This window comes from Massilia sp. Root133, from assembly GCF_001426525.1.
GTDB classification, from domain to species: domain Bacteria; phylum Pseudomonadota; class Gammaproteobacteria; order Burkholderiales; family Burkholderiaceae_D; genus Telluria; species Telluria orientalis.
The window spans coordinates 94,370-120,185 of the sequence record NZ_LMEW01000033.1 but is presented as its reverse complement, the minus strand read 5'-3'; the positions used below and the strand labels follow the sequence as shown (position 1 = coordinate 120,185).

Below are 25,816 nucleotides of genomic sequence, written 5' to 3'. Positions count from 1 at the left end.
CTCCTCAGTTGCACCCGCAGCCGCCGCCACCCACGCCCGCGCCGCCGGATGCGGCTTCGCGGCTCGTGGTGATGTGGTCTGCGTAACGGGTCTCGAGCTTGTCGCCGCCGAACGTCATCTCCGGCTTGGCCAGCTTGCCTTTTTCCCACGGCTGCACGGTGGCGCATCCGGCTTGCGCCAGCAGCGCCGGCACGATCAAGAGGAAGAAAATGCGCGCCTTCATTGCGCACCTCCCAAGGCCTTCTTGATCACCTGTTCGAGCTCCGCGCGGTCGGCCTCCTTGAAACCCGCGTGCTCGTACAAGACCTTGCCGTCCGGTCCGATCAGGACACTGCTCGGCATGCCCTTGATGCCGTAGGCGCGCGGCGTGGCGCCGGCCGGGTCGAACGCGATCGCGAATCGGGCCGGCGTCTCGGCGAGGAAGCGGCGCGCGTCGTCCGTCTTCGCGTCGAGGTTGACGCCGACGACCTGCAGCCCGCGCGCGCCATATTTCGCCTGCATCTCGTTCATCCACGGGAAGGACTGGCGGCACGGGCCGCACCACGAGGCCCAGAAATCCACGTACACGAGCTTGCCCTGGTACTTGGCCAGCTGCACCGTGCCATCCTTGCCCGGCAAATCGAACGTCGGCGCCGCGGCGCCCTTGTCGAGTGCGGAGGCGGTCGACGCCTCCAGTGCGGCGGCCAGCACGACCGCCATGCGCAGTACGCGCGTCGTCCGGGCGCCCATCATTTCACCTCCTTCTTGCCGAAACGACGCCATCCCAGCACGCCGAACGACAGCACGACCAGCAGCGCCAGCACCGGATCATTGCCGTCCTTGATCGAGGAGCAGCCGCCGCCACCGGCGTTCTGCGGCGCCTGCACGGTCTGCACGTTGCCCTTGCCGGTCAGCGCAACGTTCCACGCGCCGCCGCCGTCGGCCGTCAATGCGAGGCTGCCGGCGGCATCGCCCGCACCGACCGGCGTGAAGCGCACGACGAGGTCGCAGCTCGCGCCCGGCTGCAGGGTGAACGGCACGGCCGCGCAGGCGCCCGTATCCGCTTGCAGCGCGTACGGGCCGGTGAACGTGGCGGCCGTCACGGTGGCCGCGTTGGCGCCGGTATTGGTCAGCGTGATGCGGTGCGTGGGCGAGGTGCCGTTGACGTCGGCCGCGCCGAAGTCAAAGGATTGCGGGTTCACGGTCAGCATCGGCACGGGCACGGCGACGCCAGTGCCTTTGATCTCGACCGTGAACTGGTTGCCCGCGTCCGTCATCAGGACGAGGGTTGCGGCGCGCTGGCCGGCGGCCGACGGTTTGAAGCCGACGTCGATGGTGCAGCTGCTCGACGCGGCGACGGACACGTTCGTCGCGCAGGTACCTTTCAACTCGAAATCGGACGCCTGCGCGCCATCCAGCACGAGCGATGCGACCTTCAGCGCGGCCGTGCCGCCGTTCGACAGGGTGATCGTGTGGGTCGCGGCGCTCTTGCCGACCTGCGTATCCGCGAAGGCGACGGGGCCCGCTTCCGACAGCGCCGGTTTCGCCGCCGGAGCCGTGGTACCGGTACCGCTGATCGACACCTGCAGCGGCGCCGCGTTCGACGTGACGGCCAGGGTGGCCGCGGCCGCGCCGGATGCCGTCGGCGCGAAGGCCAGGGTCACGGTGCAGTTGGCGCCGACATCCAGGGTCGTGCCGCACGTTTTGCTCGCGATGGTGACGGTGGATGCGCCCGAGACCGCGATGCCGTTCAAGGTGAGCGCCACGTTGCCCGTGTTGGCGAGGGTGACGGTCTGCGTCGCGGCCGCCGCCCCGATCGTCTGCGTGCCGAACGCCACGGCCGACGGACTGGCCTTGACGGCCGGTGCGGGCGCGGCGACGGAGCCGGACAATGCTACGGTCACGACGCCGTTCGACGCGTTCGAACCCAGCGACAGGTTGCCGCTGAACGCGCCGTTCGCCGACGAATTCGCGGTCACGGTCACGGTGCAGCTGCCGCCGGCCGGGACGGCCGTCCCGGTCGCGCACGTGCCGCCCAGCGTGAACACGCCCGCGTTGGCGCCGCCGACGGCGATACTGGAGAAGGTCAGCGCGGCCTGGCCCGTATTGTTGACGGTGATGCTCTTCGCGGGCGACGCGACGCCGGCGACGAGGGCGCCGAAGTCGATCGCATTGGCCGACAACGCGACGGTCGCCTGCGCGACGGCGTTACCGGTGCCGGAGAGGGCCACGGTGCTGGAGCCGCCCGTCGCATTGTGCGCGATGACGAGCAATGCGCCGCGTGCGCCGGAGGCGGTGGGTTTGAAGGTGACCTGCACGGTGCAGTTGGCGCCCGCCGCCAGCGACGTGCCGTTGGCGCAGGTGCCGCCGCTGATGGCGTAGTCGCCCGCGGCCGCGCCGGACAGGGTCAACGTGCCCACGTTCAGCGCCGCGTTGCCGGTGTTGGACAAGGTGGTGGCGAGCGGCGATGCCGACTGGCCGATGGTGCTGGCCGCAAAGCTCAGCGAGGCCGGATTGACGGCAGCCGCCGGTGCGGCGGTCACGGTCGGGTTGCCGATGAAGGCGGCTAGGTCCGCGATTTCCGCCGTCGTGAATTTGCCGTTGAACAGCGTGCCCATGCCGCCCTTGTTGGCGCTGAAGGCACTGCTGATCACGCTCGGGTTGTTCGCCGCGGCGAGGATGCCGTTGACGTTGGCGGCGGGCGACGGCCCGTGGCACGACGCGCAGGACGTGCCGCCGCTGGTCGGCCCGTTCAGGTACAGGTTCTTGCCGTTCAGTGCATCGGCCGCGTGCGCGGCCGGGACGAACGCGAGCACGGCGAGAACGGTATAAACACTTCTTTGCAGCCCGGTCATAGTGACTCCCAGATTCGTTCAAAGGGCACAGCCACCAAGGGCCAGTGCATTCATCCCGCAGTGCGCCAGCGCGCACCAGCGCCAGTCGCGGCTGCGCTGGTAGAGCAGCGCCAGCGCCAGTCCCGGTGCCAGCACGAGCGCCGCCGCGTGCCAGCCGGCGCCCACGTGCAGCAGCGCGAACGCGGCCGCCGACAAGATCACCGGCACCGGCGCGGACCGGCGGATCAGCCACTCCTGCAAGCCGGCACGCACCACCCACTCCTCCAGCACGGGCGCCAGCAACAACAGGCGCGCGAGCGCGGCGGCGTCGGGCGCAACGAGCTGGCCAGTGCAGACCAGGTGCTGGGACAGCAGGGCAATGGGTGGCATATCAGGTTGCTACTGCGGAAATCGTCCGGTTAATACCGGCCGTTGTGAAAAGGTTCAGTCCGTTTGAAAAAAAATTCATCGGATGAACAAATGACGACTGCTGCGGTGTCAAAACACCATGTTTGCCATATCCGCCACACGGTTTAATGCGCGGAAATGGATCGTCATCAAAGAGACATCGTGGGTAGAATCGTTGTGGTTGAGACTCTTCAACTCGTGCGCGTTTGCGCCAGATCGACACGGCATGGCTGCGCCGCTTGGCAGACTACGTTCATGACACATTACCGCGACAACCGGGTCCCGGGCGGGACCTTTTTCTTTACGGTGCGCTTGTTGGATCGGGACAGCACCTTACTTACGGACCATTTCTCGGCTTTCGGCGAAGCGATGCGACAGGCGCGCATCCGCAAACCGTTCCACGTCGATGCCTGGGTCGTGCTGCCGAACCACGCGCACGCCATCTGGACCCTGCCGCCGGGCGACCACGACTGCGCGTCGCGCTGGCGCGCCGTCAAGATCGCCTTTTCCAAGGCCTTGCATAAAGCCTGCCTGCCGGGCGGCGCCAAGGGCAAGGGCGATGGCGGCACGGGCGACGGCACCATCTGGGAACGTCACTATCGCGACTACCGCGTGGGCGACGACGAGGAATACGCAAGCCTCGTCGACTACGTGCACGGCAACCCGATGCGCCACGGCTTTTGCCAGCATCCGGCGGAATGGCCGTGGTCGTCGCTGCACCGTTTTATTTCGGCCGGATTCACGCCGCCCGCGCTGCCGCTGGCGCTGCCGCCGTGGATGCGGCCGGCAGGCCAGCCCGGGCACATCGCGCGTCCGTAGCGGGCGAAAAAAAGGCCTGCATGTGCAGGCCTTTCTACCCTGGGGGTGAAGCTGGACGCTTAGAAGCTGTAGCGTGCGCCCACGGTCCAGACGTCGGCCTTGGCGCCGAAATCCTTGCTCTTGCCGTAGCGCTCATACTCGGCGGTCAGAGCGACCTGCTGGTTCAGGTTGTACTGCACGCCGACCGCGCCGTAGGCACCGGTGTCGGTGTTTTTCAGGTTCAGCGCGGCGGTTTCCAGCTTGCGCTCGCTGTGCTGCAGACCCAGCTTGCCGTACACGGAGAACTGCTCGTTGACCGGATAGTTGTACTTGCCGGCGACATAGTAGCTGTTGCCCTTGGTGTGGCCACTGCCGTTGACGCCGTTGGCGGTGTAGTTGAAATCGGAGTTGCGGAAGTCGGTGTAGCCGGCTTCGACGCCCCAGTTCTGGTCGAATTCATAGCCGCCGAAGATCTTGCCCGAGGCCTTGTAGCCGTCGCTGTCGAAATTCGTCAGGCCGCCGACCGACGAATTCACGTGGTCCGCCGTGGCGATGCCGACGCCGACGTAGGCGCGCGGTTGGGTCTGGGTGGTCTGGGCTTGGGCCGCGCCGACGGCGGCAGTGGTGGCGATCAGTGCAACGATGAGCTTTTTCATGTTACGGATTCCCTTTGCGTTGTTTGACTGGTTCGCGATTCGATCGTGAATCGTGATGTGGTCAAGATAGCACCGCACATTGGTGAAGTCCGTGCAGAACTCGTAAGACTTGTAATCGAATGTAACTTAATGACCCTAAATTCAGTAGTGCTTTAACGAAAATTAAGCAGAGATAACAGCGATTTAGCTCACGTAACGAAAAGTTAGATTGATGCGTGGTCCAACCAGTTTGGCCGTCTTGTTGATGCCGTGCTGCCAGTTCGCCTGCAGGTTCCCCGCCATCAACAGCAGGCTGCCATCCGTCAGGTCCAGTTTGACGGTGCGTTTGCTGCGCTTGTGGCGCAGGGTGAACGTGCGGGAGGCACCGTAGCTGAGCGAAGCGATGACCGGCTGCGGTCCCAGTTCCGGCTCGTCGTCGCTGTGCATGCCCATGCTGTCCGCGCCGTCGCGGTAGTGATTCAGCAGGACGCTGTTGTAGCGCCGTCCCGTCGCCTGCTCAACCGCGGCGCGCAGTGTTTCCAGCAGCGGCGTCAGCGGCAGCGGGTGCAGGGTCAGGCCGGAATAGGTATAGCTGGCTTCGCCATACCAGGCCGTCAGGCGGGGTTGCAGATAGCGCTTGCCGTACACGACGACAGTGTCGGCACGCCATGGTGTCTCGGCAAGCAAGCGCGCCAGGATCTCGGCATTGCCGATCGGCATAGGAAGTTGGGCCAGCATGGACAACTCGCCATCCTCGATCGGGATGGGGATTAAATCCATGTTTGTGGAAAACAAATCCATTCGACAATATTGCTATGATGAGAAGATCGCACTAACCTTGATATCTTCTCATGAACAAACGCCAATTCCTCGGCGCCGCTGCGGTCGCGGGCGCCCTTCCGATCGCCGGCCACGCGGCGCAACCGTCCGGCCGCGGTCCTGCCCTGCTGACAATCACCGGAGACATTGCGCACAGCAACCGCGGGCCGCTCGACCCGGCGCTGGACCAGATGATGCACAAGCACCAGGTCACGTTCGCGAAAGCGTGGGCGTTCGATTACGCCAGCCTGCTGGCGCTGCCGCCCGTGACGATCCGCCCGACCCTGGAGTACGACGGCAAGCCGCACACGCTGCGCGGCCCGCTGCTGACGGACGTGCTGGCGCGCACCGGCGCAACGGTGGGCGACAGGACGGTCCTGGTCTTGCGCGCGGTGGATGGCTACAACGTGGAACTGCCGGTCGCGCAAGCGCGTGCGCGGCGCTTCATCGTCGCCACGCATATCGACGGCAATCCGATACCGCTGGGAGGACTTGGGCCGCTATGGGCCGTGTACGACGCCGACCGGGTGGCCGAGATGGCGGCACTGCCGCTGCCGCAGCGCTTTGCCGCCTGCCCGTGGGCGCTGTACCACGTCGAAGTGAAAGCCTGATCAGGCGTAGGCTTCGGCCAGGCTCATCACGCGCGGCGTGATCTTGATGCCGACGTTGCCGAACAGGGTGTCGATCGCGGCCAGGTTGACCGCGCATTCTTCGGTCTTCCAACCGTTGAACAGGTCGGTGCCGTTCTTCTGGAAATGCATGTCGAGGACTTTGCCCTTGTCCTTGTGGACATAGGGCTGTTGGTAAGTGTTCTCGAAGCCGAGTTCGGCCAGGGCCGTCAGCACGGCCCGCGGCGGATTGTCCGGATCGGTGGCCATGAATACGCCGAACGTCTTGCCCGGCGGCTTCGCTGCCACGTCGACTTCATAAATGCCCGGTGCCTTGGTGACACTCGTACTTTTCAGGAACAGCATGCTGTCGTCCTCCACGCATGACGGCGGCGCCGTCATCCTATAAATTGAAATCAGACACAGCTTATTGCAGTATGGGAACTTTGTCGACGAATGGTTTTCGAGATTTTGCTCTACTGCAACAGCTCAGGCGGACACTAGGCCGATGACACTGCCCGCAACGAGGGCACCACACGCCAGCATGCCGACGATGAAGCCGATCTCGCGCTTGGCCGGATCGCGGTAATAGCCCAGCGCATACAGAATCCGTCCGACGCACCACAGCAGCCCGCCGGCGGCCGCCCAGCGGTCGCCCAGATAGTGGCCGCACAGCCATAGCGGCGCCAGCACCAGCGGCAGTTGTTCCAGCGTGTTCGCCTGCACCCGTTGCGCGCTCTGGAACGGCAGCGGACCGTCCATCATCGGGGCCGGCACGTTGTACTTGTTCCTGGCCCAGCCGGCCATGACGCCGGTCCAGAAATACACGCCCAGCGCGGCCAGCGTGGCCCATGCGGTCAACACCATGTTTACTCCAACAAAAAAGCCCATCTGTTTGGGCAGACAGGCTTTTTACAACATGACGCACAACGGCGCAATCACGCCGGTCCAGGTTTTCAGCTTCGGCGGCGGCGCACACCCAGCGCCAGCATACCGGCACCGACCAATGCAAGCGATGCGGGCTCTGGTACGTAGGCGCCATTGACCCGGATCGCCGGCACATTGTAGTAACTTTCGAAACGTCCCAGTGCTTCACCGTCCAGTGAACGGTAGATCCCCTGATCCCAGGATTCGTCACGGTTGTAATAATAAAAATTCTGGTTGGAGTCACCGTCGAACGAGAACTCGATCAGGTAATTCCAGTATTCGTTGATCACGACGTCGGGAACGTTGAAGTCGATCCACGCGAGCCCGTTGGTGGTGACCACCGAACTGCCGGATGCGAGCGTGTCCAGCTTCGAGATGTCGTTGCCCAACGAATCGATCGTGTACACACCCCAACGCAATTCCGTATTGGCCAGGTCCACGTAGACGCCGACGCTCGATATCGTTTCCTGGGTCGTCACCCTGAAGCCGATACCGCGCCCCATGGACCACCCATCATTCGAATGCGTCGAACCGATGTACCCCGTCGGGTCGTTTGGCGGGATGAACGCGATAGGTGTAGCAGCCGCCAAACTGCTTACCAGAAACATCGTGCTCGCTACACCGGCTTTCCAGCATTTGTTAAACATGGATTTACCCTCCCCTCGTGTTTTAGCGCGAGAAGAGACGCAAAATTAATGCCCAAATTTTTTCGTTTGAAAATACAAGGCATTACGCGATCAGGGAAACATCCCGAGCGCAAATTGTAAATTTCATCGACAAAATACGTGACATGGCGTCACATACTACGAGGCTTGCGCCGCGCCAGGCTCCACGTCGCGGTGGCGAGGGCGTCGTACAGCGCTCCCGTCGGACCGTCCCAGGCCGCGACGGCCGCGTGCTGGCGCGCCACCGTGGCCGCATCGCCGCGTGCGATGGGTCCGGACAGCGCCGTTTCCGGCCCCAGCCGCAGCACGTTCGACAGCGTTTCGGTCGCGAGCGGCCGCGCCAGCTCGCGCGCCACGTCGGCCGGGATGCCGGCGGCCTCGTAGGCGCGCAGCGCGGCATCCATCACGGTCACCAGGTAGTTCGACGCGAACACGGCGGCCGCGTGATACACGGTCTTTGCGGCGGGGTCGATCCGCACGGGCCGCGCGCCGATCGCCTCGAAGGCGGGCAGCAGGACCGCCAGCGCGGCGGCATCGCCTTCCACGCCGCAGAACGTGCCGTCGAACGCCGCCGCGACCGCGGCCGGATCGGCGAAGCTGCGCACCGGATGCACGCTGGCGACGAGCGCCCCCGCCTGGCGCAACGCATCCAGCGCCGTGGACGCCTTGGCGCCGCTGCAATGAAACACGACGGCGCCCGTCATCGGCGCGGATTGCGCCAGCGCGGCGGCGGCACCGGCGATGGCATCGTCCGCCACGGCCAGCATCCACACGTCGGCCGGCCGCAAGGTGCCGTCGGCATCGGCCGGCGTACCGGCGCCGATGAATGCGACGGCATCGCGCGCGCTGTCATGGCCGCGCGTTTTGACGTCCTGCACGGTGAACACGCCGCGCGTAACAAACAGGCGGCCGAGGGCGCGGCCCACGTGGCCGGCGCCGACGATGTTCAGGGTCGTCATCATGAACGGGACTCGGAAACGGGGACTCAGAAACGGGAGCCCGGCTGGCGCAGGAATTCGACTTCTTCCGGCGTCGACGCGCGCCCGAGGATCTCGTTACGGTGCGGGAAGCGGCCGAAGCGCGCGATCACGCCGCGGTGGCGGTGCGCGTAATCGAGCATCTCGTCGAAGCCCGGATGTTCGGCCGCCAGCACGCCGAACAGTTCGACGGCGCGCTCCTGCATGTACGCGTCCTCGGCGTGCTCGAACGGCATGTAGGCGAAGGCGCGCTGCAGCGGGGGCAGCTCGCGGTCGGCGCCGCTGTCGACGAGCGATTTCGCGGCCGCCAGCGCCAGCGCGTCGCCGGCGAACGAGAGCGGCGTGTTGCGGTGGGCGTTGCGGGTGAACTGGTCGAGCACGAGGATGCGCGCGAGGGTGCCCTGCGGTCCCTGCGCATCCCATTCGCGCAGCCCGCCGGCCAGCGCCTGTTCGATGGCGGCGCCGAAGCGGTCGCGGATGACGGCATCGAATTCGTCCTTCTTGACGAACCATTCGCGGCGCGGTTTGCCAGCCTCAGGGCTGCCCGGTGCGCCGAACCAGAAATCGAGAACGTCCTGGGGTGTCATTCATGTCCCTTCATATCAATTGCGTGCGTGCGAGAGCTGGAAGCCGTCCACGCCTTCGAACGTGCACAGCTCGCTGGCCAGCAGCGACAGCGGCGCGCCCGGCTTGCCGGCCAATTCCAGCGCGACGAAATGCCACTCCTGGCAGCCCTTCTCGCTGGAGATCGTGAGCGAGCCGCCGGCGATCTCGTAGCCGCGCTCCAGCGCCGCGCGGCGCAATGTCTCTTCCTGCGGATAGACGCCGGGCTTGAAGTGCAGCGTGACGGCCACCGCATGGCGCGACGGCAGCAGGCCCACGGCCTTGTTCAGGTAGATCATGATCATCGCGGAGAAGAACGCGAGACCCATCGCGGCCATGTAGAACCCGAGGCCCACGAGGATGCCGATCACGGACGACGACCAGATCGACGCCGCCGTCGTCAGCCCGCTGATGTTGAAGCCCGAGCGCATGATGACGCCGGCGCCGAGGAAGCCGATGCCCGTCACGACGCCCTGGATCACGCGCGTCGGATCCACCAGCGCCACGGACGAACCGTGCCCGCCGAACCAGTGGCTCGGATACCCCGCGACGATCGTCAGCGCGCACGACGCCATGCACACGAGGCCATACGTGCGCATGCCGGCCGCGCGGCCGTGGTACGAACGCTCGTAGCCGACCATGAGGCCCAGCAGTAGCGCGCCCGCCAGGTTCAGGAGGATCAGCGCGTTCGTGGCCAGTTCGGCCTGCGACCAGTACGCGCCGACCAACTCGGGCAGGGTCAGGGCCAGGTCGTTCGATGCGGGAGCCGTCAAGGCTTTTTCCTGACCAGCTGTTTTTCGAATTCGACGTCGTGCTTGCTGACGCGCTTGACCTCCTGCGGACCGAGGCCGTTGACGAACGCCACGAACTCGTCGAGCTCGAGCGGCGCGCACAGCGGCGGCGCGCCCGGTTTTTCGGACAGGAAGAACAGGCCGTCGCCGGTGCGCGCCATCGAATACGACGTCACGCCGGTGCGCCGCTTGAGCCGGTCGACGGCGGCACTGGCGCGGGTGGAACGTGCTCCTGCCATGTCAGATCTCCTTGGTACGCAGTTCGAGCCAGTCGCGCGCGGCGCCGGTCACGTGCGGCAGCAGGCGCGCGCGCACGCTGCGGTGGTAGTCGTTGAGCCACGCGACCTCGTCGCCGCGCATCAGCGACAGGTCGATGCAGCGCGTGTCGATGGGGCACAGGGTCAACGTCTCGAAGCCGAGGAATTCCCCGAAGCCCTCGTCAGCGACGCTGCGCGTGAGCACGAGGTTCTCGATGCGGATGCCCCACTGGCCGGGGCGGTAGATGCCCGGTTCGTTCGACGTGATCATGCCCGGTTCCATGGCCGTGTGCGGCTCCGGCGGCGCCGACGGCGAGATCACCTGCGGCCCCTCGTGCACGTTGAGGAAGTAGCCGACGCCGTGGCCGGTGCCGTGGCCGTAATCGATGCCCGCGGCCCAGATCGGGGCGCGCGCCAGCGCATCCAGCATCGGCCCTTTCGTCCCGCGCGGGAAGCGCGCGACGGACAGCGCGATCATCCCTTTCAGCACGAGCGTGAAGTCGCGCTTTTGCGCGCTGGAGGGCGTGCCGACGGGGACGACGCGCGTGATGTCCGTCGTGCCGCCCAGGTACTGGCCGCCGGAGTCGATCAGCAGCAGGCCGTCGCCCTCGATCACGGCGCAGTTTTCTTCGGACGCACGGTAGTGCATGATCGCGCCGTTCGCATTGAAGCCGGCGATGGTGCCGAAGCTGGGGCTGACGAAGTGCGGACGGCGCGCGCGGGACGCCGTGATCCGGTCGTCGATGTGGACTTCGTTCAGCGGCGTGCGGGTCGTATCGGCCAGCGTCTGCTCGAGCCATGCGAAAAATTCGCACAGGGCGGCGCCGTCCTGTTCCATCGTGTCGCGCACGTGGTCCATCTCGGTATCGAGCTTGCGCGATTTCGCCAGGGTCGTCGGGTTGATGGCTTCCACCACGCGCACGTGCGCCGGCACGGCGGCGCGCATGCCGGCCGTGATGCGGCGCGGGTCGACCAGCAGCGTGCTGTCGGGCGGCAGCGCCGCCAGCGCCTGCTGCGCCCCCTCGTACGGCGCCACGCGCACGCCATCCTGTTCCAGGCGCGCGCGCAGGCTCGCATCGATCTTGCCGTCGGCGACGAACAACGTGGCACCCATCGCTTCCACGAGCGCGTGCGCGAGGAACACGGGATTGAAGCTGACGTCGGCGCCGCGCAGGTTGAACAGGTAGGCGATGTCGTCGAGCGTGGAGATGAAGTGACGTTCGGCGCCCAGCTTCGCCATCGCGTTGCGCGTCGCATGCAGCTTATCGGCGCGATCGAGCACGGCGAAGGGCGCCACATGTTCGTAGACCGGCTCGGGCGGCAGGCCAGGGCGGTCATCCCAGATCTCGTCCAGCAGGTCGAGGTCCGTGCGCAATTGAATGCCGCGGGCGGCCAGCGCATCGCCCAGCAGGCGCGCGACGGCGAGGCCCAGCACGCGCGCATCCACGGCGACCGTCCGGCCTGCGTCGAGGGTGTCGGCCAGCCAGTCGATGTGCAGCAGGCTCGCGCCGGACGGGATCTTCATCAGCCGGACGTCCGTGCCGGCCAGTTCGTTCTCGGCCTGCGTGTAGTAGCGGCCGTCCGTCCACACGCCGGCGAAGTCCTGCGTGGCGATGAACGTGCCGACGGACCCGGTGAACCCGGACAACCATTCGCGGCCCTTCCAACGGCCGGGCAGGTATTCGGACAGGTGCGGATCGGCGGACGGTACGATGAAAGCATCGACCTGGTGGCGCGCCATCGCGGCGCGCAGCTTCTCGAGGCGCTCGGCGCGCACGCGGGTGGAGTCAGGTGCTGGCATGGTGGCTCGGTTGTCGCGATGTGGTTATCAAGCCGGTATGATACGCCCTCTGAAGCATACCGCCGAGCCGCGCCGCCGGAAATCGCGCGCAAGCGCAAACTGACGGATAATCGCACACCCAGGGATCAATCCGATCCTGCAACCGACCCTGAAATATCATGCAAGACTTTCACTACACCCGCGCCCGCGCCCTGCTGGCCAATGCCGAGGAAATCGTCAGCGCGGACACCGTCCAGGCGGCCGTACGCAACGTCGCCGAGGTGCTGAACCAGCGTTTCGACAATGACGACACGGGGGAATTTCCCCTGGTGCTGGGTGTCATGGGCGGCGCGGTGGTGTTCACTGGCAACCTGCTCCCGCAACTCACGTTCCCGCTCGAATTCGACTACATCCACGTCACCCGTTACGGCGACCTGGACCGTGGTGGCGAAGTCGTGTGGAAAGTCATCCCGCGCCAGGACGTCACGGGCCGCACGATCATCATCGTCGACGACATCCTCGACGAAGGCGAAACGCTGGCCCACGTGAAGCAGCGCCTGCTGGACATGGGCGCGGCCGAGGTGATCCTGGCCGTGTTTGCGGACAAGGAACTCGGTAAAGTGAAACCGGTGCAGGCGGACATCGTCGGCCTGACGGTGCCGAACCAGTTCGTCGTCGGCTTCGGCATGGATGCGCACGGGTATTGGCGCAATTTGCCGGGGTTGTGGGTGATTCGGGATGCGGACAAGGTGCTGGGCTAAGCGCCCGCCCCGTCGTTCCCGCGAAAGCGGGAACCCATACTGAGTTTCCGAAGCCGAAAAAGCTGCGTACTTCGGTACTTCAGCATGGATCCCCGCTTTCGCGGGGATGACGTGATCAGGCCTTCAGGCCCAGCCTTTCCCTTGCCGCCTGATACTGCTGCGTCAGGCGCTCCACCATCTCGGCGACAGTCGGCACGTCATCCATCAGCCCGACGCCCTGCCCCGCGCCCCAGATATCGCGCCACGCCTTGGCGCTGCCGGAACCGAAACTCATCTTGCTCTTGTCCGACACCGGCAGGTTGTCCGGATCGAGCCCGGCCGCCACGATCGATTTTTTCAGGTAGTTGCCGTGCACGCCCGTGAACAGATTCGTGTAGACGACGTCGGCCGCCGTCGATTCCACGATCGCGCTGCGGTAGGCGTCGGTGACGTTCGCCTCGCGCGTGGCCAGCCAGCGCGAGCCGATGTAGGCGACGTCGGCGCCCATCGCCTGTGCGGCGAGGATGGCGTCGCCCGTGGCGATGGAACCCGACAGCGCGATCGGGCCGTCGAAGAATTTGCGCACCTCGCCGACCAGCGCGAACGGCGACAGCGCGCCCGCATGGCCGCCGGCGCCGGCCGCGACGAGGATCAGGCCGTCGACGCCCGCCTCCAGCGCCTTTTCGGCGTGGCGGATCGAGACCACGTCGTGCATGACGATGCCGCCATAGGCGTGTACGGCGTCCAGCATCTCTTTCGGCGGCGCGCGCAGCGACGAGATAATGATCGGCACCTGGTGCTTCACGCACACGGCCACGTCGTGTTCCAGGCGGTCGTTCGACTGGTGCACGATCTGGTTGACGGCGATCGGGCCCACCTTCCTGTCCGGGTGCAGCTCCTGGTAATCCGCCAGCTCGCGCTGCAGGTCCGTCAGCCACGTGTCGAGCAGCTCGGCCGGACGCGCGTTCAGCGCCGGAAAGGATCCGACGATGCCCGCCTTGCACTGCGCGGCCACCAGCGCGGGACCGCTGGCGATGAACATCGGCGACGCGATGACGGGGAGGGACAGGTTTTGCAGGACGGGAGGCAGCGCCATGGGTTTCTCGCGATAGTTGATCGGACCCGACGATTATGGATTAGAAAAGCACGACCGTGCTAGATCCCGGGCTCTAAATTTGCAGCGCCGGCATCAATCGAATGGAATCTGTTCTTCGCGCCGGCGGATCTCCGCCCACACGGCGCGCTTGGTGTCGTCGTCGGCGCGGCTCCACGCGACGATCTCGTCGATGGTGCGCAGGCAGCCCTCGCACAAGCCCGTCACGGGCGACATCTTGCACACATTGATGCATGGGGACGGCACGGGCGTCTGTTGTTCCGGCGGAAGACGTGTCTCGTTCATGCCGCGGCCTGTGAAAATTTCGGTATTGTGTCGCGCCACTTGGAGCGCTGACTGGTCAGGGATATAGGACACATGGTGCGCAGATTAACCTACCGGGACGAATCGCGCTTGACCGACGAGCCCACCCGCGTAGACTGGGACTCTTCCGTTGCGCGTTGCGCTTACCCCATCTGTAAGGTTCGCGCAAGCTTTGCCATCAAGACTGAACCCTCGATCGATGCCTCAGCCACGCGCCGGCGCATTGCCGACACACCCCACAAGGAGTGCCGATGTCCCTGAATCACAAGTTCCTGGCGCAAATGCGCGCTGCGACCCGATCCCTGATGCGCCGCGGCCCGTCCGTTGCCCGCACCGTCATCCGGGAATCCGTCAAGAATGCCACCGCCGTGCAGACCGCGGCGGTCAAAAGCGTGGAATCCGTCACGCCGCCGGCCTCGAATTATCCGACCTACGACGCCTTTTCCGACATGCTGGCCGACCTGTCGCGCCTGGGCCAGAGCGCCAACCCGTTCAATGTGCCGCCGCTGTCGACGGGCGCGGCCGCGATCGGCCTGCCCGGCCATTTCATCGACGCCAGTTATACGAACGACGCGGGCACCCGCGACTACAAACTGTATATCCCGAGCACGTATGCCGGACAGCCGGCGCCGCTGCTCGTGATGCTGCACGGCTGCTCGCAGCATCCCGATGACTTCGCGCTCGGCACGGGCATGAACGCGCTGGCCGAGGAATACGGCTGCCTCGTCGCCTATCCGGCCCAGTCGCAGCAGGCCAACGCGACGCGCTGCTGGAACTGGTTCAGCGCCGCGGACCAGCAGCGCGGCCAGGGCGAGCCGGCTATCATCGCCGGCCTCACGCAGGACATCATGGCGCGCTACGTGATCGATCCGAAACACGTCTACGTCGCGGGCCTGTCCGCGGGGGGCGCGATGGCCGCCATCATGGGCACGCTGTATCCGGACCTGTACGCGGCCGTCGGTGTCCACTCCGGCCTGCCGTTCGCGGCGGCGCACGACCTGCCGTCGGCGATGGCCGCGATGAAAGGCGATTTCCGCACCGGCCACAAGCCGGGTAAATCGTTGCCGATCATCGTGTTCCACGGCGACCGCGACACGACCGTGCATCCGGCCAACGGCCACGAACTGATCAACCAGCGCCGGCGCCATCCATCGGAAGACGTCGTCGTCGAACCCGGCAACGTGCCGGATGGCCACGCCTATACGCGCACCGTGCACCGCCGGCCCGACGGCAGCATCCACGCGGAACACTGGGAGATCCACGGTTCCGGCCACGCCTGGTCGGGCGGCGATACGCGCGGCAGCTATACGGATGGCAAAGGCCCGAACGCGAGCCGCGAAATGATGCGGTTCTTCCGGACGGCGCGCTGACGCTTACGTGCCCGGCGCCTTGTCAGTCTGTTGCGCGATATGCTGTTCGAGGCAGGCCGGACACCAGCATCCGGCCGCTGTGCCGGGCACCGGCAGCGGGACCACGGGCGGCAGCTTCGTGCACCAGCACGGTGCGCCATCGGTACCATCCGCCATCGCGCAACCGAATTCGGCGCCGCATTGTGAACAAGTGCTCATGCAAAGGTGACATCGTGTATCCAGATGTAATGCACCTTAACGGCCGGTGCCAGAAAATACAACATAGAACTTCTATAATGGCCACTGCGGTAGGCTATTGCCTGTAAAATCTCGCAAATTCTTTTCCGGACCCCCAATGAACGCAACGCTGACCAATCTGACGGGCGCCGACCAGAACAACGACCTGACTGCGGTCTCGCCGCAGATCAAGGCGCAGATCCTGGCCGAAGCGCTCCCCTACATCCGTAATTTCCACGGCAAGACCATCGTCATCAAATACGGCGGCAACGCGATGACCGACGAGCGCCTGAAACACGGCTTCGCGCGCGACGTCATCCTGCTGAAGCTGGTCGGCATGAACCCGGTCGTGGTGCACGGCGGCGGTCCGCAGATCGACAACGCCCTGAAGAAAATCGGCAAGCAGGGCACCTTCGTGCAAGGCATGCGCATCACCGACGAAGAAACCATGGAAGTGGTGGAGTGGGTGCTGGGCGGCGAAGTCCAGCAGGACATCGTCATGCTGATCAACCACTACGGCGGCCAGGCCGTGGGCCTGACCGGCAAGGACGGCGGCCTGATCCGCGCACGCCGGATGGCCATGCCGGACAAGGAGAAGCCGGGCGAGTTCCTCGACATCGGTTTTGTCGGCGAAATCGAAGCGATCAATCCGGCCGTCGTGAAAGCGCTGCAGGACGACGCCTTCATCCCGATCATCTCGCCGATCGGTTTCGGCCAGGACGGCCAGGCCTACAACATCAACGCCGACGTCGTCGCCGGCAAGATCGCGGAAATCCTGAAAGCCGAAAAGCTGATCATGATGACCAATATCGCGGGCGTGCAGGACAAGAGCGGCAACCTGGTGACCGACCTGTCGGCACGCGAGATCGACGAGATGTTCGCGGACGGCACGATTTCCGGCGGCATGCTGCCGAAAATCTCGTCGGCGCTGGACGCCGCGAAGTCGGGCGTGAACACCGTGCACATCATCGATGGCCGCATCGAGCACTCTTTGTTGCTGGAAGTCTTGACCGAACAGGCTTTTGGCACTATGATCCGCTCGCACTGAATTTCTGTGGCGTCTTAATGGCGCCACAAAAATCACTGCCCTTGTAGCTCAGTGGTAGAGCACTCCCTTGGTAAGGGAGAGGCCACGTGTTCAATCCACGTCAAGGGCACCAGGATTTGTCCAGATTCCCGCCTGTTTTGGTATCCCCGATGCCTGACGTAACGGATAAGACAAGCATCTTGTCCACGCTGCGCGTTTGCGCGGCAGGAATGCAGGACACTCGCGGCGCGATGACAAGCGTCAGGATGCGAGAGCGCAGTAAAAGCTGGAGCGGTAGTTCAGTTGGTTAGAATACCGGCCTGTCACGCCGGGGGTCGCGGGTTCGAGCCCCGTCCGCTCCGCCAGAATTAAAAAAAGGGTCCGATTCGTCGGGCCCTTTTTCGTTTCGCATCCGTCGTTCCCGCGAAAGCGGGAACCCATGCTGAGCCTCTTTAGCAGCTTCAATATGGATTCCCGCGCGGGCGGGAAGTCATTTTCAGCAATGCTGGAAAGTCATTTCCGGCAATGCTGGAAATGACAGCTCAGTAGATCCGTTCAATCGTCACCCCGCTCCGCTCAAGCAACGCCGGCACGCTCCCGGTCCCCAGCAAATGCAGCACGCCGATCGCGGCCACGGTCCGGTCCTCGTCACGCAGCAACTGCAGCAGGCGCTCGGCCAGGCCGACGTTTCTCTCCTTCAGCAGTACCTGGGTCACGAAGCGGCCGGACACGCTCCGGTCCGTCTCGCACCGCGCCGCCATCCGGTCGAGCGCCTGCCGGTCCGCCGTGCTCCAGGCCCGCACGACTTCCCGGGCTTCCGTGCGCTGGGCGCCGGATTCGATCGTGTCCATCATCTCTTCCAGAAACCGCCAGCGGTCCGGCGTCGGCAGGCGGTCCAGCAGCGCCAATTGGCCGCCCAATGATTCCAGCGCCAGCACCCGGACACGGTGCCGGCGCGCCTGGCGGGCCAGCCACGCATCGCTCGACAAGTCGGACCGGTACCCCTGGCGCGTGTATTCGGCCAGTGCCAGCATCGTCGCCAGCAGCACCGGTTTGAAGCTCAACATCGATGATGCGTCGAGGCCCCCCTGCTGCAACAGCCTGTCGAGACGCTGCTTCTGCTCGGGCGGCAGGCTGTCGTAGGCGGGATTGCCGGGCGCGAGCATGCCGTACGTGCGCAGCGCGTCCTGCAGGTCGGCACGCGGCTGGTCGGGATCGATCTCGAGCGCCAGCGTCGACGCCTCGGCCAGCGCGCCCGTGAGGCGGTCTTCGAGTGGATAGAAGTCCGGCAGGCCGACGTGCAAGGTGCCGAACAGATGCATCACGTGACCGTCCAGCGTGAGCCGGAACAGCGCACCGCGGTCGGTCGCATGGGCGAGCGGCGTGGCCAGCAGGCATACCAGAATCAGGTGGAAGAAGCGGCGCATACGCATCCTCGCGGAAGTCATCCTCGACCCATTCTGGATCGGCCCGACAGCCGGGCATGCGATCTGGATCAGAGGAAGAACCGCGCTGCGTCATGCCGATATAATCTGGATTCCCTTGTCCGTTCCATTCCCACTGTGCCCAAGCTCCCCTCGCCTGTCTGGCTGTTCGACCTCGACAACACGCTGCACGATGCATCGCACGCGATCTTTCCGGCGATCAGCGCCAACATGAACACATACATCGCGCGCGTGCTCGGCGATGGCGTCACGCCCGCGAGCCAGGAAGCCGTCGACGCGGCCCGCATCGGCTACTGGAAACGCTACGGCGCGACGCTGCTGGGCATGATCCGCCACCACCGCGTCGACGCGGCCGACTTCCTGCGCCAGACGCACGACATCGGCGCCCTGCACGAGCTGGTGCGCTACGAGCGCGGCCTGGAGCGCCTGCTGCGCCGCCTGCCGGGGCGCAAGATCCTGCTGACGAACGCGCCGACCGCGTATTCGACGGGTGTCGTGCGCCACATCGGCCTGCAGCGCCAGTTCGCGCACCACGTCTCGATCGAGGACATGCGCGTGCACGGCCAGCTGCATCCCAAGCCGTCGAAGCTGATGCTGCGCCGCCTGCTGCGGCGCCACGGCGTGTCGGCGCGGCGCTGCATCCTCGTCGAGGACACGCTCATCAACCTCAAGCGCGCCAAGCAGCTCGGCCTGCGCACGGCCTGGGTCACGCAATACCTGCGCTACAGCGATCCGATCGGCAAAGCCCCCCTGCCGAAGATGGTCAAACGCCCCGGTTACGTCGATGTCAAAGTAAAATCCGTTCTTCGGCTGCCCGCGCACCTGCGCCGGCTCGCACCTCGACACATCACGGAGAACCTCTAACAACATGGCAAGCACCAAGCCGGGCCAACGCAAGCAGCAGATCCTCCAGGCCCTGGCGGCCATGCTCGAACACCCGAAGGGCGAGAAGATCACGACGGCGGCGCTGGCCGCCCGGCTGACGGTGTCGGAAGCGGCCCTGTATCGCCATTTCGCCAGCAAGGCGCAGATGTTCGAGGGGCTGATCGAATTCATCGAGGGCACCGTGTTCACCCTGTTCAACCAGGTCGCCGAACGCGAGGACAACGGCGTCGCGCAGGCGCATGCGATGCTGCAGATCCTGCTGTCGTTCTCCGCCAACAATCCGGGCATGACGCGCGTGCTGATCGGCGATGCCCTCGTCGGCGAGGACGACCGCCTGGTCCTGCGCATGAACCAGTTCTACGACAAGGTCGAGCTGGCGTTCAAGCAGGCGCTGCGCGTGGCCAGCACGCAGGGCCACGGCCGCGAGGAAGACGTGGCCGCGCGCGCCGGAATGCTCGTCGCGTACGTGACGGGACGCTGGCACCGCTACGCCAAGAGCGGTTTCAAGCAGCACCCTGTCGAGAACAGCCCGCTGCAGCTGGCCCTCCTCCTCGCCGCCTGATATCGATCGCCATGGACGCCACCGTGTTCGCCCTGCTCGATGACGCGAGCCCCGAAGGCCATGCGCAGGCGCGCTCGCGCCTGTACGAGGGCTATGCGGGCGTGCTGGCATGCCAGCACGTGGAAGACTGGCCGCACCTGCTGGACGGCGTGCAGGACGCCCTCGCGCGCGGCCTGCACGCCGTGCCGGTGCTCACCTATGAACTGGGCGAGCAGTTGCTCGGCATCGCAGCACCGCGCGAGCTGCACGCGCCGCTGGCCCAGGTGCTGCTGTTCGAACGCTACACGATGCTGGACGCGGCCCAGGTCGACACCTGGCTCGCCGCGGACGAAGCCAGTGGCCCGGCCGGCATCGGCGCCGTGCGCGCCAACGTCGACGAGGCCACGTTCGCGCGGGCCATCGACCGCATCCGCGACTACATCGCGGCCGGCGACACGTACCAGGTCAACTACACGTACCGTCTCCGCTTCGACGCCTTCGGCGACATCAAACAGCTGTACGCGCGCCTGCGCGCACGCCAGCCGGTGCCCTACGGCGCGCTTGTCTCCCTGCCGGATGGCCGCGCGGTGCTGTCGCTGTCGCCGGAACTGTTCGTGCGCCATGACGCGGGCCGCCTGCTGGCGCGTCCGATGAAGGGCACGGCGCCCGCGGACCTGCACGACGATGTCGTGAACGCCGTGCGCGCGCAGCAGCTGGCCGCGGATCCGAAGAACCGCGCCGAGAACCTGATGATCGTCGACCTGCTGCGCAACGACCTGGGACGCATCGCGCGCACCGGCAGCGTGGGCGTGCCGGCGCTGTTCGAGGTGAAGCGCTACAGCAGCGTGCTGCAGATGACGTCCACCGTGCAGGCCCAGCTCGCGCCCGGCACCACGTTGCAGGACATCTTCGCCGCCTTGTATCCCTGCGGTTCGATCACGGGCGCGCCCAAGCGCCGCACGATGGAAATCATCCGCGAACTGGAACCGGCCGCACGCGGCATCTACACGGGCGCGGTCGGGTGGATCGATCCGCCGGCGGGCAGCGGGTTCGGGACGCTGCAGCACGCGCGCTTCGGCGATTTCTGTTTATCCGTCCCGATCCGCACGCTGACCCTGCTGCCGGAACAGAATGGCGTGCGGCACGGCGAACTGGGTGTCGGTGCGGGCATCGTGTACGACAGCGACGCGGGCGCCGAGTTTGCCGAATGCCGGCTCAAGGCCGGCTTCCTCACGGGCCTGGCGAACGACTTCGAGATCTTCGAGACCATCCACGCCACGCGCGTGGACGGGTGCCGTCACCTGGAACGCCACCTTGCGCGCCTGGGTGCATCGGCCGCGTATTTCGGCCATCCGTTCAAGCCGGACCTGGCGCGTGCAGTCGTGGTAAAAGCGTGTGCCGCGCTGCCGGACGACGCCCCGCACCGCGTGCGGCTCGCGCTGCGTCCCGACGGCGAGATCGTCGTGCAGACGGGCGCGCTGGCGCTGCTGCAGGAACCGGTCGCCGTGCTGTTGGCGGACTCTCCCACGCGCGCGCACGACGTCTTCCTGCGCCATAAAACGAGCATCCGCAGCCGCTACGACGCCGCCTGGCGCGCGGCGGAAAGCGCGGGCGCCTTCGATACCCTGTTCTTCAACGAGCGCGGCGAGTTGACGGAGGGCGGCCGCAGCAATGTGTTCGTGAAAATCGGCGGTCGCTGGTACACGCCGCCGCTGTCGTCCGGCGTGCTGCCCGGCGTGATGCGCGGCGTGCTGCTGGACGATCCGGCCTGGGGTGCGATCGAATGCCCGCTCACGCGCGAGAGCCTCGCGCGTGCGCAGGAGATCGTCGTCTGCAACGCGCTGCGCGGGCCGCTGCGCGCCGTGCTGCGCAAGTAAAAAGGGCCAGCACGAGGCCGGCCAAAACCGGCCAGTTACGGCCGGCACGCTTTTGGAGGAAGCGGGGATTCGGTGCTGCGGGCGTTCAGGCGGGGAGGTGCATCGTGGGACTCTTCTTCATTTGGATTCGATGAAGACAGTCTATTGAGCCACCTCAACAAAATCGTTGATGTGCATCAAAATGCCCACGATGGGATGATTGGCGGACTCAGCCTTTGAGTGCCTGCTCGATCTTGCCGACGAGGGCAGGATCTTCCGGCGTCACCTTGCTCGGGAAGTAATCGATGACTTTGCCGTTGCGGTCGATCAGGTATTTGTTGAAGTTCCACTTGGGCTGGTTGCCGGTCGCCTTGATCAGCTCCGAATACAACGGATTGGCTTTATCGCCGGAGACGACGGTGCTGGTGAACATCGGGAACTTCACGCCGTACGTGTTGTAGCAAAGGTCGGCGATCTTCTTCGCGTCGGCGTCTTCCTGCTTGAAATCGTTCGACGGGAAGCCCAGCACGACGAGGCCGCGCGGCGCGTACTTCGCGTACAGCTTTTCCAGGCCCTCGTACTGCTTGGTGAAGCCGCAGTAGCTGGCCGTGTTCACCACCAGCACGACCTTGCCGTTGTACTGGCACAGGTCCTGCGGCGCTTCGTCCTGCAGGCGGTTGAAGGTGTGCTTCAGCACGGCGGGGCAGCTGGCCGGATGGGCCGCAGGCTGGGCGGCCGGGGTCTGCGCCAGCGCGGGTGCCGCCGTCAGCGTGGAGAAGGTCGCGGCGGCGCCGAGGGAAAGCAGCAAAGCGGTGGACTTGAGCATGGTCGGAAATCGCACGGGTTGGTGGATCTTCATTCTATGCCAATCGACGCGGACCGGCAGGCTCACCCGTCGACTCAGTTGTCTATCCTTACCTTCGACATGTCCGCCTTCGGCTGAGGCCATTCGAGCTTCATGCCCTGCATCGTTTCCAGCATCAGGTGCGCGATGATCAGGTTGCGGTGCGTCTTCGAATCGGCCGGCACGATGTACCACGGCGCGTGGTCGCAGTCCGTCGCGTTGATCGCATCGGCGTAGGCGCCCTGGTAGACGTCCCATTTCTCGCGCGCGGTGAGGTCGGCCGGGTCGAACTTCCAATGCTTCTCCGGGTCGTCCAGGCGCGCCTGCAGGCGCTCGCGCTGCTCGTCCTTCGAGATGTGCAGGAAGACCTTCATGACCGTCGTCCCCGTCTCCGCCAGCATGCGTTCGAAGTCGCGGATGTGGGCGTAGCGGCGCTCGAGGTCCTTCCCGTCCAGCGTGCCGAGAATGCGCGGCACGAGCACGTCCTCGTAATGGCTGCGGTTGAAGATGCCGATTTCTCCCTTGGCCGGCACGCGCGCGTGCACGCGCCAGAGGAAATCGTGGGCCTTTTCCTTCTCGGTCGGGGCCACGAAACCGGTGGCGTGCAGGCCCATCGGATTGATCTGCGAGAACAGCGCGCGCACGGTGCCATCCTTGCCGGACGTGTCCATACCTTGCAGGATCAGCAGCAGCTTCCGGTCGCGCGCCGCGTACAGCTTTTCCTGCAGCTTGGCCACTTCGGCCGTCAGCTCGGCAGTGAGCGCCCGCTCGCGCTCCTTGAGTTCGCCATTCTTGAGCTTGCCCTTCTTGTCGTCGCGCAGCGGGGTGGCGCCGGCATCCTTGTCGCGCAGTTCCAGGTTTTTCGGCGCGCGGAAGCGTTCCAGCATGCTCATGCGGCCTGTTCTCCCAGCTTGCGGTGTTCGATCAGCATGCAGTGGTTCATGACCACGTCCAGGCCGGCGGCACGGGCCAGGTCGGCGGCGACCTGGTTCTCGATGCCGAGCTGCATCCACAAGCAGCTGGCGCGCACGTCGATGGCGTCCTTTGCGATCGGCGGAATCTCTTCCGACTTGCGGAAGCAATCGACGATGTCGATGCGCGTGCCGGACGACGCCAGCGCGTCGGCCGCCTCCTGCAAAGTGCCGTAGACGGTCTCGCCGAGGATTTCCTGGCCGGCGTAGGCGGGGTTGACGGGGATGATGCGGTAGCCCTGCTCCTGCAGGTAGCTGGCGACTTCCAGGCTGGCGCGTTCGGGCTTGTTCGAGAGCCCGACGACGGCCACGGTCCGGGCGGCGCGGAGGATTTGTTCGATGGTTCGCATGCTAAGCCTGAGTTTGTCTTGTCGTTGACACTAGCTTATCAGGTTTGCATCATCAGACGGCGCCGCTTACACCGGGGTCAGAGCCCGATTTTTGGCAACAGCCTGGGAGCAATTTCCCAAAACCGGGCTCTGACCCCGGTTTTGGGAAATAAAAAAGGCAGCCGGGGCTGCCTTTTTTTTGAGCGCTCAAAAGACGAGCGATCAGCGTCCTTTATGACGCAGCTTGGCGATGGCCGCCAGCTGGGCGATCGCCGCCGCCAGTTCGGCTTGCGCCTTGGCGTAGTCAATCACCGAGTCCTTGTTGACCATCAGCTCTTCGGCCTTGCGCTTGGCTTCCTGGGCTTTCGCTTCGTCCAGGTCGGCGCCGCGGATCGCGGTGTCGGCGAGGACGGTCACGCCTTTCGGCTGGACTTCCAGGATGCCGCCGGCAACGAACACGAACTCTTCGTCGCTGCGGCCCGCCACCTTGATGCGTACGGCACCCGGGCGGATGCGCGTGATCAAGGGGGTGTGCATCGGGTAGATACCCAGCTCACCCGCTTCACCCGGCAACGCGACGAATTCCGCTTCGCCCGAAAAGATCTGCTCTTCGGCCGAGACGACGTCAACGTGAATGGTATTTGCCATAAGTGTCCTTTGAAGAGGCTAGCTCTTAAGCAGCCAGCTTCTTGGCCTTTTCGATCGCTTCTTCGATGGTGCCGACCATGTAGAACGCCTGCTCCGGCAGGTGGTCCAGCTCGCCCGATGCGATCATCTTGAAGCCCTTGATCGTGTCTTTCAGCGAGACGTACTTGCCCGGTGCGCCCGTGAACACTTCGGCGACGTGGAACGGCTGCGACAGGAAACGCTGCATTTTACGTGCACGTGCGACGACCAGCTTGTCTTCCGGTGCCAGTTCGTCCATGCCCAGAATCGCGATGATGTCACGCAGTTCCTTGTAGCGCTGCAGGGTGCCCTGCACGGCGCGCGCGGTCGCGTAGTGCTCTTCGCCGACGACCAGCGGGTCCAGCTGGCGCGAGGTCGAGTCCAGCGGGTCCACTGCCGGGTAGATACCCAGCGAGGCGATGTCACGCGACAGAACGACGGTCGAGTCCAGGTGGGCGAAGGTCGTTGCAGGCGACGGGTCGGTCAAGTCATCCGCAGGGACGTACACGGCCTGGATCGAGGTGATCGAACCGGTCTTGGTCGACGTGATGCGCTCTTGCAGACGGCCCATTTCTTCGGCCAGCGTCGGCTGATAGCCCACGGCGGACGGCATACGGCCCAGCAGTGCCGACACTTCGGTACCGGCCAGCGTGTAACGGTAGATGTTGTCGACGAAGAACAGAACGTCCTTGCCTTCGTCACGGAACGCTTCCGCCATCGTCAGGCCGGTCAGCGCGACGCGCAGGCGGTTGCCCGGCGGTTCGTTCATCTGGCCGTAGACCATCGCGACCTTCGAGTTGCCCAGGTTGTCCAGATCGACGACCTTCGCATCGGCCATTTCGTGGTAGAAGTCGTTACCTTCACGGGTACGCTCACCCACGCCGGCGAACACGGACAGACCCGAGTGCGCCTTGGCAATGTTGTTGATCAGTTCCATCATGTTCACGGTCTTGCCGACGCCGGCGCCGCCGAACAGGCCGACCTTACCGCCTTTGGCGAACGGGCAGACCAGGTCGATCACCTTGATGCCGGTTTCCAGCAGGTCTTGCGACGGCGACAGCTCGTCGTAGGCCGGGGCGGTGCGGTGGATCGACGCGGTGCGTTCCTGGCTGACCGGACCGCGCTCGTCGATCGGGTTGCCCAGCACGTCCATGATGCGGCCCAGCGTGGCCGGACCCACCGGAACCATGATCGGGTTGCCGGTGTTCTGGATGGTCATGCCGCGACGCAGGCCTTCCGAGCTGCCCAGCGCGATGGTGCGGACGATGCCGTCGCCCAGCTGCTGCTGCACTTCCAGCGTCAGTTCGGAGCCTTCCATTTTCAGTGCGTCATACACCTTCGGCATGGCGTCGCGCGGGAATTCCACGTCAACCACCGCGCCGATACACTGAACGATTTTGCCATCAGCCATTTTCGTTCCTTCAGATA

At 65.3% G+C, this 25,816-nt stretch carries 31 protein-coding genes and 2 tRNA genes; 10 read left to right on the top strand and 23 right to left on the bottom strand.

Going from position 1 to position 25,816, the window contains the following annotated elements:
* Positions 1-4 precede the first annotated feature (4 nt).
* From ASD28_RS23025 to mrtJ, 4 genes are read right to left on the bottom strand one after another with little or no spacing between them, the layout of a single operon-like run.
* Positions 5-223: a DUF4266 domain-containing protein gene (locus ASD28_RS23025; protein ID WP_056133937.1), complete on the bottom strand. Its 219-nt coding sequence runs from the start codon at positions 221-223 to the stop codon at positions 5-7.
* Positions 220-732 carry a TlpA disulfide reductase family protein gene (locus ASD28_RS23020; RefSeq protein WP_056133934.1) on the bottom strand — a complete coding sequence of 171 codons (513 nt, stop codon included), beginning with the start codon at positions 730-732 and terminating at the stop codon, positions 220-222. The genes ASD28_RS23025 and ASD28_RS23020 overlap by 4 nt, the downstream gene beginning before the upstream one ends.
* The gene (locus tag ASD28_RS23015) at positions 729-2,834 is read right to left on the bottom strand and encodes a choice-of-anchor D domain-containing protein (RefSeq protein WP_056133931.1); all 2,106 of its coding nucleotides are present in this window, start codon (positions 2,832-2,834) and stop codon (positions 729-731) included. Before ASD28_RS23015 ends, ASD28_RS23020 begins: the two co-directional genes overlap by 4 nt.
* 18 nt (positions 2,835-2,852) lie before the next feature.
* Positions 2,853-3,203 carry a JDVT-CTERM system glutamic-type intramembrane protease gene (gene mrtJ / locus ASD28_RS23010; RefSeq protein ID WP_056133929.1) on the bottom strand — a complete coding sequence of 117 codons (351 nt, stop codon included), beginning with the start codon at positions 3,201-3,203 and terminating at the stop codon, positions 2,853-2,855.
* A gap of 387 nt (positions 3,204-3,590) precedes the next feature.
* Here mrtJ and ASD28_RS23005 point away from each other — a divergent pair, with 387 nt between their 5' ends.
* Positions 3,591-4,040, top strand: a complete 450-nt coding sequence (locus tag ASD28_RS23005) for a transposase (RefSeq protein WP_229412300.1) — start codon at positions 3,591-3,593, stop codon at positions 4,038-4,040.
* A 59-nt stretch (positions 4,041-4,099) separates the two neighbouring features.
* Here ASD28_RS23005 and ASD28_RS23000 read toward each other — a convergent pair whose 3' ends face one another.
* Together ASD28_RS23000 and ASD28_RS22995 are read right to left on the bottom strand one after the other, a co-directional pair.
* Complete coding sequence (locus ASD28_RS23000; RefSeq protein WP_056133924.1) at positions 4,100-4,675, bottom strand: porin family protein; 576 nt, start codon at positions 4,673-4,675, stop codon at positions 4,100-4,102.
* A 183-nt stretch (positions 4,676-4,858) separates the two neighbouring features.
* Positions 4,859-5,434 (bottom strand): alpha-ketoglutarate-dependent dioxygenase AlkB, encoded by a 576-nt coding sequence (locus ASD28_RS22995; RefSeq protein ID WP_307169116.1) that lies wholly within the window; start codon positions 5,432-5,434, stop codon positions 4,859-4,861.
* A 71-nt stretch (positions 5,435-5,505) separates the two neighbouring features.
* Here ASD28_RS22995 and ASD28_RS22990 point away from each other — a divergent pair, with 71 nt between their 5' ends.
* Positions 5,506-6,084 (top strand): molybdopterin-dependent oxidoreductase, encoded by a 579-nt coding sequence (locus ASD28_RS22990; protein ID WP_056133916.1) that lies wholly within the window; start codon positions 5,506-5,508, stop codon positions 6,082-6,084.
* Here ASD28_RS22990 and ASD28_RS22985 read toward each other — a convergent pair whose 3' ends face one another.
* From ASD28_RS22985 to ASD28_RS22950, 8 genes are all read right to left on the bottom strand, one after another.
* Positions 6,085-6,447 carry a hypothetical protein gene (locus tag ASD28_RS22985; RefSeq protein WP_056134780.1) on the bottom strand — a complete coding sequence of 121 codons (363 nt, stop codon included), beginning with the start codon at positions 6,445-6,447 and terminating at the stop codon, positions 6,085-6,087. It abuts the gene before it with no gap.
* 123 nt (positions 6,448-6,570) lie between these two features.
* Positions 6,571-6,948 carry an MAPEG family protein gene (locus ASD28_RS22980; RefSeq protein ID WP_056133913.1) on the bottom strand — a complete coding sequence of 126 codons (378 nt, stop codon included), beginning with the start codon at positions 6,946-6,948 and terminating at the stop codon, positions 6,571-6,573.
* A gap of 89 nt (positions 6,949-7,037) precedes the next feature.
* Positions 7,038-7,616 (bottom strand): PEP-CTERM sorting domain-containing protein, encoded by a 579-nt coding sequence (locus ASD28_RS22975; RefSeq protein ID WP_229412414.1) that lies wholly within the window; start codon positions 7,614-7,616, stop codon positions 7,038-7,040.
* 188 nt (positions 7,617-7,804) lie between these two features.
* On the bottom strand, positions 7,805-8,635 hold the full coding sequence (locus ASD28_RS22970) for a Rossmann-like and DUF2520 domain-containing protein (protein ID WP_056133907.1): 831 nt from the start codon (positions 8,633-8,635) through the stop codon (positions 7,805-7,807).
* Between the two features lie 23 nt (positions 8,636-8,658).
* Positions 8,659-9,237, bottom strand: a complete 579-nt coding sequence (locus ASD28_RS22965; RefSeq protein WP_056133904.1) for a DUF924 family protein — start codon at positions 9,235-9,237, stop codon at positions 8,659-8,661.
* 15 nt (positions 9,238-9,252) lie between these two features.
* Positions 9,253-10,026 (bottom strand): MgtC/SapB family protein, encoded by a 774-nt coding sequence (locus ASD28_RS22960; RefSeq protein WP_371764119.1) that lies wholly within the window; start codon positions 10,024-10,026, stop codon positions 9,253-9,255.
* Positions 10,023-10,283, bottom strand: coding sequence for a hypothetical protein (locus ASD28_RS22955; RefSeq protein WP_056133901.1), 261 nt, complete (start codon positions 10,281-10,283; stop codon positions 10,023-10,025). Before ASD28_RS22955 ends, ASD28_RS22960 begins: the two co-directional genes overlap by 4 nt.
* Position 10,284: 1 nt before the next feature.
* Positions 10,285-12,102, bottom strand: coding sequence for an aminopeptidase P family protein (locus ASD28_RS22950; protein WP_056133898.1), 1,818 nt, complete (start codon positions 12,100-12,102; stop codon positions 10,285-10,287).
* Between the two features lie 158 nt (positions 12,103-12,260).
* On the opposite strand from ASD28_RS22950, the gene ASD28_RS22945 reads away from it, so the two are divergent.
* A complete protein-coding gene (locus ASD28_RS22945) occupies positions 12,261-12,842 on the top strand; it encodes a hypoxanthine-guanine phosphoribosyltransferase (protein WP_056133895.1) in 582 nt (193 codons plus the stop codon).
* Positions 12,843-12,957: 115 nt separating this feature from the next.
* Here the strand turns inward: ASD28_RS22945 and ASD28_RS22940 are convergent, their stop codons facing one another.
* Together ASD28_RS22940 and ASD28_RS22935 are read right to left on the bottom strand one after the other, a co-directional pair.
* Positions 12,958-13,917, bottom strand: a complete 960-nt coding sequence (locus tag ASD28_RS22940) for a nitronate monooxygenase family protein (protein ID WP_056133893.1) — start codon at positions 13,915-13,917, stop codon at positions 12,958-12,960.
* A 93-nt stretch (positions 13,918-14,010) separates the two neighbouring features.
* A complete protein-coding gene (locus ASD28_RS22935; RefSeq protein WP_056133890.1) occupies positions 14,011-14,220 on the bottom strand; it encodes a DUF1289 domain-containing protein in 210 nt (69 codons plus the stop codon).
* A 269-nt stretch (positions 14,221-14,489) separates the two neighbouring features.
* Here ASD28_RS22935 and ASD28_RS22930 point away from each other — a divergent pair, with 269 nt between their 5' ends.
* Complete coding sequence (locus ASD28_RS22930) at positions 14,490-15,608, top strand: PHB depolymerase family esterase (RefSeq protein WP_056133886.1); 1,119 nt, start codon at positions 14,490-14,492, stop codon at positions 15,606-15,608.
* Positions 15,609-15,611: 3 nt separating this feature from the next.
* Here the strand turns inward: ASD28_RS22930 and ASD28_RS31310 are convergent, their stop codons facing one another.
* Positions 15,612-15,806: a cysteine-rich CWC family protein gene (locus ASD28_RS31310; protein ID WP_082577624.1), complete on the bottom strand. Its 195-nt coding sequence runs from the start codon at positions 15,804-15,806 to the stop codon at positions 15,612-15,614.
* A gap of 136 nt (positions 15,807-15,942) precedes the next feature.
* Between ASD28_RS31310 and argB the strand changes: the two genes are divergently transcribed.
* The 3 genes from argB to ASD28_RS22915 all read left to right on the top strand — a co-directional run bounded on the left by argB (position 15,943) and on the right by ASD28_RS22915 (position 17,216).
* Positions 15,943-16,872, top strand: coding sequence for an acetylglutamate kinase (argB, locus tag ASD28_RS22925; RefSeq protein ID WP_156403982.1), 930 nt, complete (start codon positions 15,943-15,945; stop codon positions 16,870-16,872).
* 37 nt (positions 16,873-16,909) lie between these two features.
* Positions 16,910-16,984: transfer RNA gene (locus tag ASD28_RS22920), tRNA-Thr, on the top strand.
* 155 nt (positions 16,985-17,139) lie between these two features.
* Positions 17,140-17,216: transfer RNA gene (locus ASD28_RS22915), tRNA-Asp, on the top strand.
* 177 nt (positions 17,217-17,393) lie between these two features.
* Here the strand turns inward: ASD28_RS22915 and ASD28_RS22910 are convergent.
* Complete coding sequence (locus tag ASD28_RS22910; protein WP_056133883.1) at positions 17,394-18,278, bottom strand: TraB/GumN family protein; 885 nt, start codon at positions 18,276-18,278, stop codon at positions 17,394-17,396.
* Between the two features lie 126 nt (positions 18,279-18,404).
* Here ASD28_RS22910 and ASD28_RS22905 point away from each other — a divergent pair, with 126 nt between their 5' ends.
* The 3 genes from ASD28_RS22905 to ASD28_RS22895 are packed head-to-tail and all read left to right on the top strand — an operon-like array spanning position 18,405 to position 21,599.
* A complete protein-coding gene (locus ASD28_RS22905) occupies positions 18,405-19,160 on the top strand; it encodes an HAD-IA family hydrolase (RefSeq protein WP_371770517.1) in 756 nt (251 codons plus the stop codon).
* A gap of 4 nt (positions 19,161-19,164) precedes the next feature.
* Positions 19,165-19,743 (top strand): nucleoid occlusion factor SlmA, encoded by a 579-nt coding sequence (gene slmA / locus ASD28_RS22900; protein ID WP_056133876.1) that lies wholly within the window; start codon positions 19,165-19,167, stop codon positions 19,741-19,743.
* Between the two features lie 11 nt (positions 19,744-19,754).
* Positions 19,755-21,599 carry a chorismate-binding protein gene (locus tag ASD28_RS22895; protein WP_056133873.1) on the top strand — a complete coding sequence of 615 codons (1,845 nt, stop codon included), beginning with the start codon at positions 19,755-19,757 and terminating at the stop codon, positions 21,597-21,599.
* 208 nt (positions 21,600-21,807) lie between these two features.
* On the opposite strand, the gene ASD28_RS22890 is transcribed toward ASD28_RS22895, so the two are convergent.
* The 5 genes from ASD28_RS22890 to atpD form a co-directional block, all read right to left on the bottom strand.
* Complete coding sequence (locus tag ASD28_RS22890; protein WP_056133870.1) at positions 21,808-22,404, bottom strand: glutathione peroxidase; 597 nt, start codon at positions 22,402-22,404, stop codon at positions 21,808-21,810.
* Between the two features lie 74 nt (positions 22,405-22,478).
* Positions 22,479-23,315, bottom strand: coding sequence for a PPK2 family polyphosphate kinase (locus ASD28_RS22885; RefSeq protein WP_056133867.1), 837 nt, complete (start codon positions 23,313-23,315; stop codon positions 22,479-22,481).
* A complete protein-coding gene (locus ASD28_RS22880; protein WP_056133864.1) occupies positions 23,312-23,743 on the bottom strand; it encodes a CoA-binding protein in 432 nt (143 codons plus the stop codon). Before ASD28_RS22880 ends, ASD28_RS22885 begins: the two co-directional genes overlap by 4 nt.
* Positions 23,744-23,944: 201 nt before the next feature.
* The gene (locus ASD28_RS22875) at positions 23,945-24,370 is read right to left on the bottom strand and encodes a F0F1 ATP synthase subunit epsilon (protein WP_056133860.1); all 426 of its coding nucleotides are present in this window, start codon (positions 24,368-24,370) and stop codon (positions 23,945-23,947) included.
* A gap of 25 nt (positions 24,371-24,395) precedes the next feature.
* Positions 24,396-25,799, bottom strand: a complete 1,404-nt coding sequence (atpD, locus tag ASD28_RS22870) for a F0F1 ATP synthase subunit beta (RefSeq protein WP_056133857.1) — start codon at positions 25,797-25,799, stop codon at positions 24,396-24,398.
* Positions 25,800-25,816: the final 17 nt, after the last annotated feature.